A 13567-nucleotide genomic window follows, 5' to 3' on the forward strand; every position below is an offset into this window, starting at 1 on the left:
GGAGCTGCGGATGCCGCGTTTACCTTTCTGCCTGACAGCGCTGGCCGCCGCGTTTGCGCTGTCATCATGTTCGCTGAATGAAATCAGCAAAATGGATAAGGAGGCCACGGGTCAGGCCGATACCGCTCAGCGGGTGCTACAGAGCCGCCAGGCCCTGACACAGCCTACCGTCGTCTGGTCTGATCAACCTTGGGTCAACCTGCGGCCGGTTACGCCGGTCGTGTCCACGCCGGATGAAAAAAACCTGCCTGCCTGTCAGATAACGATTAACCGGCCGGACGGTATCTCACTGCCTGAGCTGGGGCAGCGCATCACCACACTCTGCGGCGTGCGCGTCTCTATCACGCCGGACGCATTTGCCGCACTGAGCAACGTTTCCACCGGATCTGTAGTGACCTCTCAGATGAGCGGTAATCTACCGGCACCGGATGATAACGGCCGGGTCCCTCTGGCACAGATGGGCGCCACGCCTGCGCAGGCTGTCTCCGTTCATCAGTCCCCCTCGCTTATCCGCGGCTTGAAATATCAGGGTGATATCCGCGGATTGCTGGATATGGCGGCCAGCAGCCTGGGGCTGTCATGGCGCAGCGACAGTAATGGTGTGTATTTCTACCAGCAGGATACGCGTACCTTCCAACTCGCTATCCTCAATACGAAGGTGAACAGCAGCGCTTCCATCAACTCTGGTTCCGGCAATCAGCTCGGCAGCGGTGGCGGTACAGCAGGGGGGGCAACCGGCGACATCAGCTCGAATCAGAAGACTGATTACGGCATGAACAGCGATCTGTACGATGATATCCGCAAAACCATCGAGCAGATGCTGACTCCAAAATCTGGACGCTTCTGGCTGTCCGCGGCCTCGGGGACGTTGAGCGTAACCGACACCCCTGATGTTCTGAACCGGATTGGTCGCTACATCGAATATCAGAACAAGGTTCTGAGCCGCCAGGTCCAGCTCAACATCCAGATTGTCAGCGTCACCCAGACGCGTAACGAGCAGATGGGGCTGGACTGGGGGCTGGTCTATAAATCGCTGCAGAATGTGGGTGCCAGCCTGACCGGCTCAATGGCTAATGCCTCCTCATCAGCTGCCAGCGCCGGTATTTCCATTCTCGATACAGCCAGCGGCAACGCTGCTAAATTTTCCGGCTCCAGTCTGCTGATTAAGGCATTGGCCGAGCAGGGCAACGTCAGCATGGCGCTGAATCAGACCAACCCGACCGCCAACCTGACCCCAGTGGCTTATCAACTGTCTAAGCAAAAGGGTATTTTGACCAGCGCGACTTCGACGGCAACCGCCAACGTCGGAGTGACCTCCTCCCAGACGGTTACCACAATTACTACCGGACTGTTCATGACCATGCTGCCGTTTATTCAGGAAAACGGTGACGTGCAATTGCAATTCGCCTTCAGCTATACCAGCCCGCCGCAGATTGAAAGTTTCATCAGCCGTGACGGGAATACCCGAAATGACATGCCAAGCACGTCAACCGAAGGGCTCGCCCGTAAGGTCAACCTGCGTTCCGGCCAGACACTGGTACTGACCGGCTCGGAGCAGCAGAACCTGTCAGCTGATAAACAAGGCACATTCACGCCGGGTAATTTTATCCTGGGCGGCGGTCAGACCGGCACGCGTGGCCGAACCACGCTCGTCATCATGATCACCCCTGTTCTGCTGAGGTAACCATGTCATCACAGAAAAAAACAGCACGTCGCACCGGTATCCGTATCACGCACCACCGGCGTGACTGGATGGCCGGTCTTCACTGGGCGCCGCTGCGGAGCGCATTAATGTCCAGGCTGCGGAGTAAGGCTTCGCCGGACACCCATTGCGTGACTGCCGGCAGAGGAAACGCGTCAATGGCGGGTGTTGTCTCTCCGGGGCGCATGCATCGCCGCCTTTACTCCCTTGCCGTGGCTTTTCAACTGACCGAAGGCGGCAATGCATGGGGCATTTATCGCCTGAGTCGGGATGAAGACCTGTGGGTTTTTTTTGCCACCAGCGGTGGTCAGCTCTCCGTAATGGGCGACGTCACCGGTTCACGAGCGGCCATTGAATTAGCCTCACAGAATTTTCTGCGCTTTAACGATGCGGATGCCTCGAGCCTGCGCTGTACGGCCACGGCAGACGATGACCGCTATGTCATGACACTGACGGACAGGCTAAGTGGTGTGCAGCTGAAGCGCTGCCGCCTGCGTAAACGCCTGACGCCGTTGTCACTCATCTTGCCCGCAGCCGTGATGACGCTGGCGATGGCATCCGGCGCTTACTGGTATGACGCCGTGCAGCAGAAGGCAGAACAGGCGGCTGCGATGGCGGCGTTTCGTGCACGCATGGCGATGACACCTGAAAAGTCGGTGACCCCGGTCCGCGCACCGCACCCGTGGGCCTCACAGCCTCCCGTATCAGTGCTACTCAGCAACTGCTGGCTGACGCGGGAGCCGCTATATGCATCTGTAGCCGGATGGCGTTTTACCGACGGTGAATGTGTTTCTGAAGGTCTGCGTGAGCGCTTCATCGCTACGCCGGGCGCAACTGTTGAAGATTTCGCCCGTCGTGTCAAAGAGTTGTTTGGCCTTTCTGCCGTATTTAACCTCAGTGAAGGGGGTAAAAACGGTGATATTTTCATCCCCTTTCGTAAATACAACGTAGGCGAGTACACCGATGAAGCGCTGCCCGGTGCGGATGCGCAACTGATGCGTTTTATTTCGCACCTGCAGCGCCGCAATCTGGACGTGAAATTTACGGAGGTGAAGCCACCTGCAGTCCCGCCTGGTCAGGAAAAAAACACGCCCGTACAGGACTGGCGGGAATTTACCTTTTCCGTCAGCTCTCGTCTACAGCCTGAGATTCTGATGCAGGATTTTGATGCGACAGGTCTTCGCCTGACCAGCGTGTCCATCACTATGAGCCCGAAGGGGCAGTACTCTTACACCATCAAGGGGAGCATTTATGCGCAGAACTAGTTTAGCTGGCAGGCTTCTCATCTTGCTGGCACTGCTTTACGGAGAAGCTCAGGCTGCCAGTTTTAGCGATACGTTGCCTTCCAACGTTACTCAGGGAGAATTAGAAACCGCTCAGGCGCGCATCCTGATCCTGGAGCAGAAAGTCCAGACCGCCCGTCTGGAACAGCAACTGCGGGAAAGCCAGTCCGGGCAGAGTACCGACCGTAATTATCTGGCGACATCCATGCAACCGTCAGCACCGCTCATGACGCAACCAGTCCCGTCACAAACGGCCGCGACGTCTGTCACGGAGAAGCGTGCTGGCAGTGTGCGCCTGCAGGAGATTTACGGTCGCGGCACACAGCTACGCGCCCGCATCGTACTGCCAGACGGTGGTGTAACCGAGGTGGTGAACGGCGATCAGATCCCCGGCACCTCAAAGCGTGTCACGGAGGTCACGTCCACGCTCGTGCGCCTCAGTGACAATTCCGAACTCTCCTTCTGAGTCTGAACGATGACACCTGATAAAGAGATTATGGATTTTGTGTTTGCCGAACGGCATCCGTCCGGCGGGATGACGCTGCTTATCGACGGTAACCGGCGAAAAGAACCCGCCATACAGCGCTGGGTGATGGATGTCACCCGCGAGTATCCGACGGCAAAAACCGAGTTTGTGACGCTGAGCGAGCTGAACCGTCGGCGCGAGGTGGCAGAGCGTCAGGGGCTGAGTCTGTCTCAGAGCGTTAGCGAAAGTGACCTGAACAGCCGTGATATCAGCGTGTCGCAGGACAGGGTCATCAGCTATATGAGGCTGGGCAACGAGCTCAGTGCATCTGACGTTCATATGGAAATCAGCGCTGACCGTAAGATCAGCATCGTCCAGTTGCGTATCCACGGCGAGCTGGAAGTGGTGGATGAAGTGAAAGATGCTGAGGGGATGACGCTGTCCTCAACTGCCTATCTTTCGATGTGCGACGTGCGCGAACAGTCATTTTTTGCCGGTCGCGAGCAGTCAGGGCGCATCGATGCAAAGTTTGCCCGCCGTGCCGGTCTGTATGGCGCCCGCTATGAACACCGCCCCACGCCCGACGGCCTTATCGTGGTCCTGAGGCTCATTCCCGATGACGGCGATAACGTTCCTTCGCTGCCGCAGCTGGGTTTTCTGCCGGAGCAGATTAAGCTCATCATGCAAATCCTGCGCCTGCCGGAAGGCATGACGCTGCTGACCGGGCCGACCGGTTCCGGGAAGAGCGCCACGCTGCGCGTTTTCAGTGATATCTGGCTGAAACTGACCGGCGGAAAAAAGCGCCTGCTGACGCTGGAGAATCCGCCGGAGGGACGTATTCCGGGGGCTATCCAGACGCCGGTCATGCCTGCAGATAACTCGCCGGAGGCCATCAGCCGTGCCTGGACTAACGCCAATGCCTCCGCGCTGCGTCTCGATCCGGATGCCATTCTGAACGGAGAGATGCGTGACCTGTACTCCCTTATCGCCGCCATTTACGCCAGTGAGACCGGCCACGCTCTGTTCTCCACCCTGCACACCCAGAGCGCCATCGGCGCCCTGCGTCGTATGGAACACTTCGGCGTTGACCGCCATCTTCTGGCGGATGCGTCACTGGTCACTGGCCTGATAGGACAGCGTCTGGTGCCGCTGCTGTGTGAAAAATGCCGTATTCCCTGGCAGGTGAAAGCGCCTGAGCTTGACGGCGAAACCCGCGCGCGCCTGGAAAAATACTGCACGGTCGAAGGGGTGTGCGATACCAGCAAACTCTTCTTCCGTAATCACGAGGGTTGTCCTCTCTGCCAGAAAACGGTTCCGCTGACCGGCCGCATCGTCAGTCGCGGCGTAACAGGTCGCACGGCAATTGCCGAGGTGGTCCGGACGGATGCCCGACTGATGCAGCTCTGGTTGTCTCACGGTCCGGCCGTTGCCCGTCAGTACTGGGTAAACCAGGGCGGTATTACCCGCCGCATGCACCTGCTGCGTTATCTCGCGGAGGGGCGTGTTGATCCGCTGGAAGGCGATCTTATCTGTCCACTGGACGAGGACGACATTATGCAGTGTGAGGTGCCGCATGCCGGTTAAGACACGTTTTTCACCTGAGCGTGATATGTCACTGGCGGAAAAACTGCGGTATCGCCTGGTCAGGGCCACCTTTACAGGCCAGTATCGCCAGCCGTTTTACGAAACCCTGCGCTTTCTGCTGGAAAACCGTAAACCGCTGAAAGAGGCGCTGACCATGATAGGTGAGGTGCATACCGACTTTGGCCAGCGATGGCACCCCTATCATGAGCTGGTACAAGACTGCATTGAGGGCGTGAAAGACAACCGTGAGGGCCGCTCCCTGCAGGATGTGCTTGCCGCCTGGGCCCCTTATGAAGAAGCGGCGCTCATCAGCGCCGGGATGGAGACCGGCAATATTCCCGGTGCGCTGATGCAGGCTGACAAGCTGATCGTCGCTCGCCGGAGCATCCTCGGACAGGTGATCTTCGCCTCAGTATTTCCGGCGGCATTAGCCCTGCTGAGTACGGGGCTGCTACTGACCAACAACCTGGCACTCGTACCCACCTTAAGCAAAATGTCTGACCCGGCACGCTGGACAGGTGCGCTCGGACTGATGAACGGGGTGGCGCAGTGGACCGATAAGTGGGGGGGGACCGCGGCAGGTGCGGCTGTCGGGCTAGTGCTGCTGGCGTTCTGGTCGTTGCCTCGCTGGCGGGGGCGCCTGCGGCGCCTGGCCGATTATCTGTTGCCCTGGTCAGTTTACAAAGATCTGCAGGGTGCGGTTTTCCTGATGAATATCGGTGCACTGCTGGGTGCTGGCGTGCAGGAGCTCAAAGCGCTGCAGATCCTGAACGAATTCGCCCCGCCCTGGCTGCAGGAGCGTATTGATGCGGCGATGGAGTGCATGAGCGAGGGTGATTCGCTGGGCATGGCACTGCGCCAAAGCGGTTACGACTTTCCCAGCAGGGAGGCGGTGAACTACCTCTCGTTGCTGGATAAAGGCAACAGCGCTGCGTCACTTATCTCTAACTATGCTGACCGCTGGCTGGAGCAGGCGCTGGCGCGCGTTGCCCGTCGGGCGAACGTCACAAAGTTCTTTTCTCTTGTTCTGATTATGAGTTTTTTCTTACTCATTCTGCTGATGGTAATGCAGATTCAGGACATGAACACCTTCAACATACATTAAGGAACGACCATGACATCTCAGACATTACCGCATCACCAGCGTCAGCCGGACCGGGGCTGGGGTATTCTTGAGCACGGCAGTATCGCGTTATTTACGGTTATCGTCATTTGCATTGTCGGGGCGCTTGTCTGGAGCCTCTCAGGCAAAAAGTCTGTTGCGGTGGAGACATCAAATATCCAGACCGTTGTGACCAACGCACAGCAGCTCAAGCAGACCCAAGGCGGCTATAACTTTACCAGCGGCACGACCATGACCGGCACGCTTATTCAGCAGGGCGGCGCACCGAAAGCCGGCTGGACGATTCAGGGGACTGCCAGTTCCGGTACGGCGACGATGTGGAACAGCTACGGCGGACAGGTCGTCATGGCGCCGGTGGCATCTAACGGGTTTAACAACGGTTTCTCCGTCACTACGCAGAAAGTGCCGCAAGCAGACTGTATCTCCATTACCACCCAGCTTGGTTCCGGCGGCGCTTTCAGTGCCATCAGCATCAACAGCACCGATTACAGCGATGGTGTGGTGAGCGCTGAAGAGGCAGGCAAGTCCTGTACCGGCGACACCGGCATGACCGGTAACAATACGCTGGTCTTTACCCATAACGGCTGATGACATGCTTCGGCTGCCGATCTTCCTGCTACTCATCCTGCTCTGCCCCCGTGTGGGGGCGTTCTGCTTTGACGCAGCAGGGGCAAAGTACCACATCGATCCACTGCTGATTCAGTCCATTGCCACCGGTGAAAGCAGCCTGCGTCCAGGGATTACGAATGTTAACCGTGATAAAAAAACCGGGCGTGCGCTCAGCACTGATTATGGGCTGATGCAGGTTAACTCCTCACACATCCCGACGCTGATAGCGCAGGGCTATATCCGCAGCCCGCAGGATTTGCTTACACGTCCCTGTCTCAATGTACAGATTGGCACCTGGATTCTGGCGAAGCACTTTCAGGTGTGTGGTATCAGTTGGAACTGCCTGGGCTCTTACAACGCCGGTTTTCGGCAGGATCGCCATGAAACACGCGAGTCCTACGCCAACCGGATTTATGCCATTTACCGGTGCCTTTTACTGAAAGAACGGGGAATAAAACTGTGACGCTGCTGACGCTGAGTATGCCGTGGCCCACGCTTATCATCATTTTTCCACTGGGCCTCTGTCTTTTCAATTTTATGGCGAGCCTGGTTCGCCTACGCCTGATGACATCGGATGATGAAGGCGAATGGTTTGCTGTTTTTTTTAACCCGGTACCTTCCGGGTTCACCTGGCTCTACGCGGCAGTGGCAACCGGCATGATACTTTCCCCTGCACCAGTAACGGAACGGCTGCTGTCGCTGTTATTCAGCCTCTTTCTGTTCAATATGACGCTTACCGATGCGCTGACGGGGCTGCTGCCCCGTGAGATGACGGTGAGTTGCTTGATTGCGGGTCTGACAGCCGCACTCCTGCACCCAGGCTTTACGGGACATATCCTCTCAGCTGTCGCCGCGCTGGGGATATTCGGCGGCTGGCGTTATGTCACAACGAAGATTCATGGCCGCGAGTGTCTGGGGCTAGGTGATGTGTGGCTGGCCGGTGCCATTGCCGCATGGCTTGGTGGCCATCACTGGCTTTATGCCCTGCTGACTGGTGTGGTGCTTTTTGTCCTATGGCAGATATCGGTTAGTCGTAGCAGTGAGGGCGGACCGATGGGTCCCTGGTTGTGTGCCGGTGCGATGTCAGTGACTCTGCTTAAACTTTATCAGCCGCTTATTACATGGTGACGCCTGTGTACTCAACAAAAACAACCGACCGGGGCTGGGCAATCCTCAGCACCGGTGCCGCATTGGTTATCCTGCTACTGGTCAGCGTATGGGGTTATTCGCTCATTAGTGACTGGATGCAGAAACGGATATGGATGAACACCTCCGCGCAGGTATCCCGCTTCACTCAGGCCGTGAAGAGTTATACCGGGCGCTATTACGATACGCTGCTAGCAAGTGCATCGACTACGGTGCCTGTTATCGTGACGCCGGTGATGTTGAAAAACACCGGTTTCCTGGAGCAGGGGTTCAGCGAAACCACCATCGACGGGCAGGGATACCGTGCTGCGGTGATGCGCAATGCCACAAATACCGATCAACTCCAGGCGCTGGTTTACACGCAGGACGGTTCCGCGCTGCCGTTTTTCGCTCTGCGTCAGATATCAATGGATATCACTGCCGGCATGGGGGGATACATCTGGACGTCCGGTATTGCCACCGGCGCTATGGGGAGCTGGACCGTTCCTCTCGCACAGTTCGGTGTCAGCAGCACGCAGGGCCATATTGCCACACTGCTGACTGCGGATGAATTAGGGGCCGCCCGCGGTGAAAATGACCGGCTTTACCGCTTTTCGGTCACCGGCAAACCCGATCTCAACACCATGCATACCAGCATCGATATGGGAAGCAATAACCTCGATAACGTCAACGCCGTCAACGCGCAGACAGGGAATTTCAGTGGTGATGTGAATGCGGCGAACGCGAATGCCAGCGGCGCTGTGACCGCCGGTGGTAATGTTACCAGCAGAAACGGATGGCTGGTTTCACGGGGGAATCTTGGCTGGCTTAACGCCGACCACGGCGGCGGATTTTATATGACAGACAACGATTGGGTTCGGTCTGTGAACGATAAAAATATTTACACAGGAGGGATGATGCTGGGTGGCAGTGTTCGAGCAAATGGCCGATTAAGTTCCGGTGAGGTTCTGCAGTTGGATCAGGTAAATACCGCTGGTGTCGGATGCGGCCCAAACGGCCTGGTCAGCCGTGACGGTTCAGGCGGTATCTTGTCATGCAAAGATGGTGTCTGGACGGCGTCGTCAGGCACGGCTACGAACATCAACGTCTATCAATGCCCGTACAGCATTTGCGACAACAACTCGGCTTCAACATGTGCCGGCCAGTTGAGTACGCAACCGATGTGCCAGTGTCGAGCAAGCGGTGGCCAGGCAGGGTGCAATTATGTCGGTAAGCTGATTGTCGGGCAGTAGAACATGAATATCTGTTTATTGGTTGCGTTTGCTATTGCAGTGTATTGCCCTGTTCACCGTATGATTTGCCTGTTTACATTACGAGGATTCAGGGTTTTTGGCATGAGGCGCCGAGGGAAGTCATATTGGTTTATCCATCTCGCTACATTCTCACGTGTTGGCACTCTCAACAAATCGAAGCTGGATTATTTTAATTCAACGTTTGTATCAGCGCTGGAGTCGGCCGTACAGCGTGGTGACAGGCGTATTGTGTTTCGATCACATCTTGTTCGACCCGGCGCAATACGCCTGGCGGCTGGCACATTGACTCGGCATCACTGTCGGTATCGTGTTGTTCCTGTAGAAATATCTCGCACTGAACGTATTGGTATCTCGCTGCAGATGTTATTGCAGGAATGGCGACGGGTCACAGTATCGAAGCAGGGGATGATGTTTGTTATCGATCGCCAACACTAAATTTTCAAAATGAAAAATGAGTTTCTGATTACATGACTTTACTCTGATCGATACATTAGATCGAACCGATCGAATCGTTTCATTTTACTTGATGAAATATGTCGATTAACTTCGTTCATACATTAGAGCGAATTACATTGAATTGGATTTTAGGAGCGGCAGTAAATGAATCCAACGTATACTGCATTATTATCTCTATTGCGTTCTGGTAATGGCAATATCGTGCCGGATACCAGTGAGGAAAGCAATTCAGGTGGAAGTAGCCAGTTCTCTAGTCAGTTTTCTGTACGAATTAAACCTGAAAGCAAGGCCTTTTTGGATATGTATTCTGAAATACTGGGGCTGTCTAAATCAGCGCTGTATGGAATGATCGTCGAGGGTGTGATATCTGAAGCTCGTGCATCCTCCGCAGATAAAATGAATGGCGTATATGAGCGTTTTTGCTTGTTGATGGATGCTAATCAACTCAGTGTAATTCAGCAGGCGCAATTGTTGGCGCCGTTTGGGATCAGTTCGAGTGCATTATCCAATGCCGAGCGGACGCTTGATCTGCTTAATATGCAAGTACTCCGTCAGCTTGCAGACTGGTTTGGTGTCGATGTTGAGTGGTTGTGCTGTGAGAGCAACTATCCGATCAGCGGCATTCGTCCATTTAATGGTGACGGTGTTGAGTGTGATTCGGAGATCGTCTTTTTTCGGTGCAATGAGTCATATCTAATGTCTGGTGTATTCACCAGAACGTGGCGATTTATTCAGAACGTACCGATTCCATACATTAAAGTTTATATGAAAGGTATTACATCAGATTTGAATTTACAGCATTATCATGCGGTAAACGTTAATAATGGTGGGGTTAAATATTTTTTATTTTCAGAGAAGCAAGTTGAGTCGCTGCTGTTAGGCTCTGTCTTGCCAATCATGATTATTGATAATCCAATAAAAGAATATGCTGATTACAGCGCATTTATTTCAGGCCTTGAATAGTCTCATCTTTTGAAATTTCTTTTTCACACCAGGGGTTCTTTATTCCAGAAAACCAAATGAATGCTGCTCCAATGCCAGGGAATACTCAGAAAATAAATATCAACACAGGAAATAAGTAATGAAACTTTCATTAATAACTCGTAGCTTTATTGTCGCAGGCTTTACTGCTGTTGCTTCGTCATCATATGCAGCAGGCACCTGGTCTGATGCACGTAACGACGCCATGGGTGGTACTGGCGTAGCATCTTCGCACTACAGTTCGGCGGCGTTGGTTAATCCCGCGTTACTGACCAAGTTTAACAGCCATGACCATGTCAGCCTGATCCTGCCTTCTGTTAGCGCCACGGTGTCTAACCCCGATAAGATTGAAGACAAGTTCGATACGGTGAAAAACAGCTGGGACAGCTACAAACAGGCGACTGCGTTCAACACTAATACCACAGCATCTGCCCAGAACCTGAAAAACGCGTTTCAGGACATTTCAGGAAAAGGTGGCTCTGCTGACGCTGCAGTTTCTACTGCGATTGCCGTTCCTAATGCCACGCTGCCGTTCGCCTTTACCGCCAAGGCCTGGGGTGTAGCCAGCGCAAAAGCGACAGTGACGGATAACGATCTGGCTTACCTAGATTCTGTGATTGCCGGTAGAACACCGACGACGGCGGATCTGAACTCACTGACCTCCCGCGCAGATGGCGTCGGTGCCATTGTTACCGAATACGGCATTTCAGCGGCGAAGTCTCTCACGCTGGCCGGAAAAACTGTCTCAGTCGGTATGACGCCCAAACTGCAGCAGGTCTACATCTACAACTACAACGTCGGCATCAATAACTACAGTTCGTCAGACTTTCGCAATGGGGAATTCAAGAATAGCCAGTCAGGTGCCAACGTCGATGTGGGCGTTGCGATGGATTTAACCCCCGACTGGACTGTCGGCCTGGTTGGCCAGAACCTGGTGGCACGGAGTATCGACAGCAAGGAAGTAAACGGCATCAAGCGTACGTTTGAAATCCGTCCTCAAGCGACCGTCGGTACTGCCTGGACGAATGGCACGGTGACGCTTGCCACCGACGTTGACCTGACACCAGCCAGTGGTTTTTCCGGCGAGAAGAAAAACCAGTATGCAAGCCTGGGTGCCGAATTGAATGCCTGGAACTGGGCGCAATTGCGCGCAGGCTACCGTGCAAACCTGAAAGACAGCGACAAGAGCGTGATCACTGCCGGTGTGGGCCTGTCGCCGTTCAGTTTAGTCCATCTTGACCTGACCGGCATGGTGGGTACCAGCAGCAATACCTACGGCGCCGCAGCGAAGTTGAGTTTTACCTTCTAATTCCATTTATAAAGCGCGATGGGAGCTGATTCCCATCGCAATTATGGGAACACGCCGAACTCAGATGAGGGGACTAGCGATGACTGACGCCACCGGAATGACAAAAGAATATGCCCTGGCCCGGATTATTGAACTTAACGATTTTCAAAGAATGATCGGGCTTTCCTGTCACCCGGCACAAGGCCAGTTCGTTGTTACTGGCCCTAACTTTCAGCGAGACGACACGCGTGTTGGATACTGCGTCCAGGTTCGCAAGAAAGTTGGTCAATTTGGATCTGACATGGTTTTCCTGCGCCATGCCAACGGCTCCCTCACTGTCCATGAGAATCAGTGTTATTGCGCAATGAATGCCGAACAGGAGGCGCTGGCTCGTTCTGTCTTTGAAGTGTTGCCAGAAGACGAAGAGCACGAGCAAGGTTACAGCGATTGCCAGAAAGTTCATGAAATTGGATTTGTCATCGAGCATTCAAAATCTTGCGGATGACTGATTTAAGCAGCGATGAATTGAAAGAAATATCTGAATAGTATCCGAGTGGAATAACCGCTGTTATATCTACAAAAGCGGCACCGCCCAGGGCCGAATTTCCCGGTAGTTCCCTCCATATCTGTTTAAATTTTACAGCCTCCATTTTCAGTTGTTTGTCGTCTCAGGTTGGCGGTTTTTGCACAGTATTGGCGAAAACCGTTTAACCAAAGGATGTCAGGTATGACGACTGGACCTTCCTCTTCAGATTCATCAGACGCAAATGTTGTATTGGCCCCTGGATTACAAGAACACCTGGCGGCGTTTTCTGGTCATGAGTCTGATGAAATAACCTTTCCTGAATCTCGGGAGGAAACCTCTGCTGAAACAGCCGCTAAACGTATGGGGATTTTCGGTGGAGAGAAAAGGGAAGGTTCACTACGTGAACCACGAAAACCGCTCGCTCTCTCATGGTTGGTGAAAGCAAGCATTGGGTTCACGCTTTGTGTGCCATGGGTGCTCTGTGGTGTGCTGTTTCTGATTATTCAGCGTCAGAGTACGCAATTAGCTTCGCTGGATGCCGCATTTCGCCACGGCCAGTTGCAACAGTTGCCGGCAGAGGTCCGGGAACTCGATGAGCGCCTCGGTAAATTTCAGAAAGTGTTTGTCTCTGTGCAGGATTTTGATAACTGGCGTCAGTCCCAGCAAGAGTGGAAAAGCTCGCAAGAGAGAATACTCAACCAATATGTTCAAAGTTCTGAAGCGCAGTCGCTGCTCCCGGAGCGCATGAAAATGCTTGAACAGCGTATTGATGGGCTGCAGGGGATAGCTGATACACATGATAAGCGCCTCTCGCAGTTGATATCTGACTGGCAAACCAAATGGGAAAAGCTGTCCCCCCAGGTATCCGCAAAAGCAAACAACGTGACGGGAAACCGCACTGTAAAAAAGTCTCAACGGGTGACTAAACCCGTACCTGCCCCCTTTTCTTTAACCAGCATCGAGCATCGGGGAGGACAGCAATACGCTGTCATTATCCCGAACACGGTGGATGGAAATCGTTGGTCTCAGATACGGATGTTGACGCCGGGAGAGTCTGAAAATGGCTGGACGTTGACCAGTATTGAGGGAAATCAAGCACGATTCCAGGTTAACGGAACGCCTCAGATTCTCACAGTTCGGTAAGGAAAAA

The 13567-nt window shown here is 54.1% G+C and carries 13 protein-coding genes; all 13 read left to right on the top strand.

Annotated elements, in window-relative coordinates:
- Positions 1-10 precede the first annotated feature (10 nt).
- The 13 genes from pilN (at position 11) to CVE23_RS02950 (ending at position 13560) form a co-directional block, all read left to right on the top strand.
- Positions 11-1684 carry a PilN family type IVB pilus formation outer membrane protein gene (pilN, locus tag CVE23_RS02890; RefSeq protein WP_100848840.1) on the top strand — a complete coding sequence of 558 codons (1674 nt, stop codon included), beginning with the start codon at positions 11-13 and terminating at the stop codon, positions 1682-1684.
- A 2-nt stretch (positions 1685-1686) separates the two neighbouring features.
- Positions 1687-2967 carry a type 4b pilus protein PilO2 gene (pilO2, locus tag CVE23_RS02895; RefSeq protein WP_100848841.1) on the top strand — a complete coding sequence of 427 codons (1281 nt, stop codon included), beginning with the start codon at positions 1687-1689 and terminating at the stop codon, positions 2965-2967.
- Entirely contained in the window at positions 2954-3451 is a 498-nt protein-coding gene (pilP, locus tag CVE23_RS02900; protein ID WP_100848842.1) for a type IV pilus biogenesis protein PilP, read from the top strand. The genes pilO2 and pilP overlap by 14 nt, the downstream gene beginning before the upstream one ends.
- A gap of 9 nt (positions 3452-3460) precedes the next feature.
- A complete protein-coding gene (locus tag CVE23_RS02905; protein WP_100848843.1) occupies positions 3461-5035 on the top strand; it encodes a GspE/PulE family protein in 1575 nt (524 codons plus the stop codon).
- Entirely contained in the window at positions 5025-6140 is a 1116-nt protein-coding gene (locus tag CVE23_RS02910) for a type II secretion system F family protein (RefSeq protein ID WP_100848844.1), read from the top strand. The genes CVE23_RS02905 and CVE23_RS02910 overlap by 11 nt, the downstream gene beginning before the upstream one ends.
- 9 nt (positions 6141-6149) lie before the next feature.
- The gene (locus CVE23_RS02915; RefSeq protein ID WP_100848845.1) at positions 6150-6746 is read left to right on the top strand and encodes a type 4 pilus major pilin; all 597 of its coding nucleotides are present in this window, start codon (positions 6150-6152) and stop codon (positions 6744-6746) included.
- Between the two features lie 4 nt (positions 6747-6750).
- The gene (locus CVE23_RS02920; RefSeq protein WP_100848846.1) at positions 6751-7230 is read left to right on the top strand and encodes a lytic transglycosylase domain-containing protein; all 480 of its coding nucleotides are present in this window, start codon (positions 6751-6753) and stop codon (positions 7228-7230) included.
- Positions 7227-7895 carry a prepilin peptidase gene (locus CVE23_RS02925; RefSeq protein WP_100848847.1) on the top strand — a complete coding sequence of 223 codons (669 nt, stop codon included), beginning with the start codon at positions 7227-7229 and terminating at the stop codon, positions 7893-7895. Before CVE23_RS02920 ends, CVE23_RS02925 begins: the two co-directional genes overlap by 4 nt.
- 5 nt (positions 7896-7900) lie before the next feature.
- Positions 7901-9145: a shufflon system plasmid conjugative transfer pilus tip adhesin PilV gene (gene pilV, locus CVE23_RS02930; protein WP_100850394.1), complete on the top strand. Its 1245-nt coding sequence runs from the start codon at positions 7901-7903 to the stop codon at positions 9143-9145.
- 621 nt (positions 9146-9766) lie between these two features.
- Positions 9767-10585 carry a helix-turn-helix domain-containing protein gene (locus tag CVE23_RS02935; protein ID WP_145958399.1) on the top strand — a complete coding sequence of 273 codons (819 nt, stop codon included), beginning with the start codon at positions 9767-9769 and terminating at the stop codon, positions 10583-10585.
- Between the two features lie 118 nt (positions 10586-10703).
- Positions 10704-11912: a conjugal transfer protein TraF gene (locus tag CVE23_RS02940; protein ID WP_100848849.1), complete on the top strand. Its 1209-nt coding sequence runs from the start codon at positions 10704-10706 to the stop codon at positions 11910-11912.
- Between the two features lie 79 nt (positions 11913-11991).
- Positions 11992-12396 carry a plasmid protein gene (locus CVE23_RS02945; protein ID WP_100848850.1) on the top strand — a complete coding sequence of 135 codons (405 nt, stop codon included), beginning with the start codon at positions 11992-11994 and terminating at the stop codon, positions 12394-12396.
- 222 nt (positions 12397-12618) lie between these two features.
- On the top strand, positions 12619-13560 hold the full coding sequence (locus CVE23_RS02950) for a hypothetical protein (RefSeq protein ID WP_145958400.1): 942 nt from the start codon (positions 12619-12621) through the stop codon (positions 13558-13560).
- Positions 13561-13567 lie beyond the last annotated feature (7 nt).

Origin of the sequence: Dickeya fangzhongdai, from assembly GCF_002812485.1 — a bacterium.
Lineage (GTDB): Bacteria > Pseudomonadota > Gammaproteobacteria > Enterobacterales > Enterobacteriaceae > Dickeya > Dickeya fangzhongdai.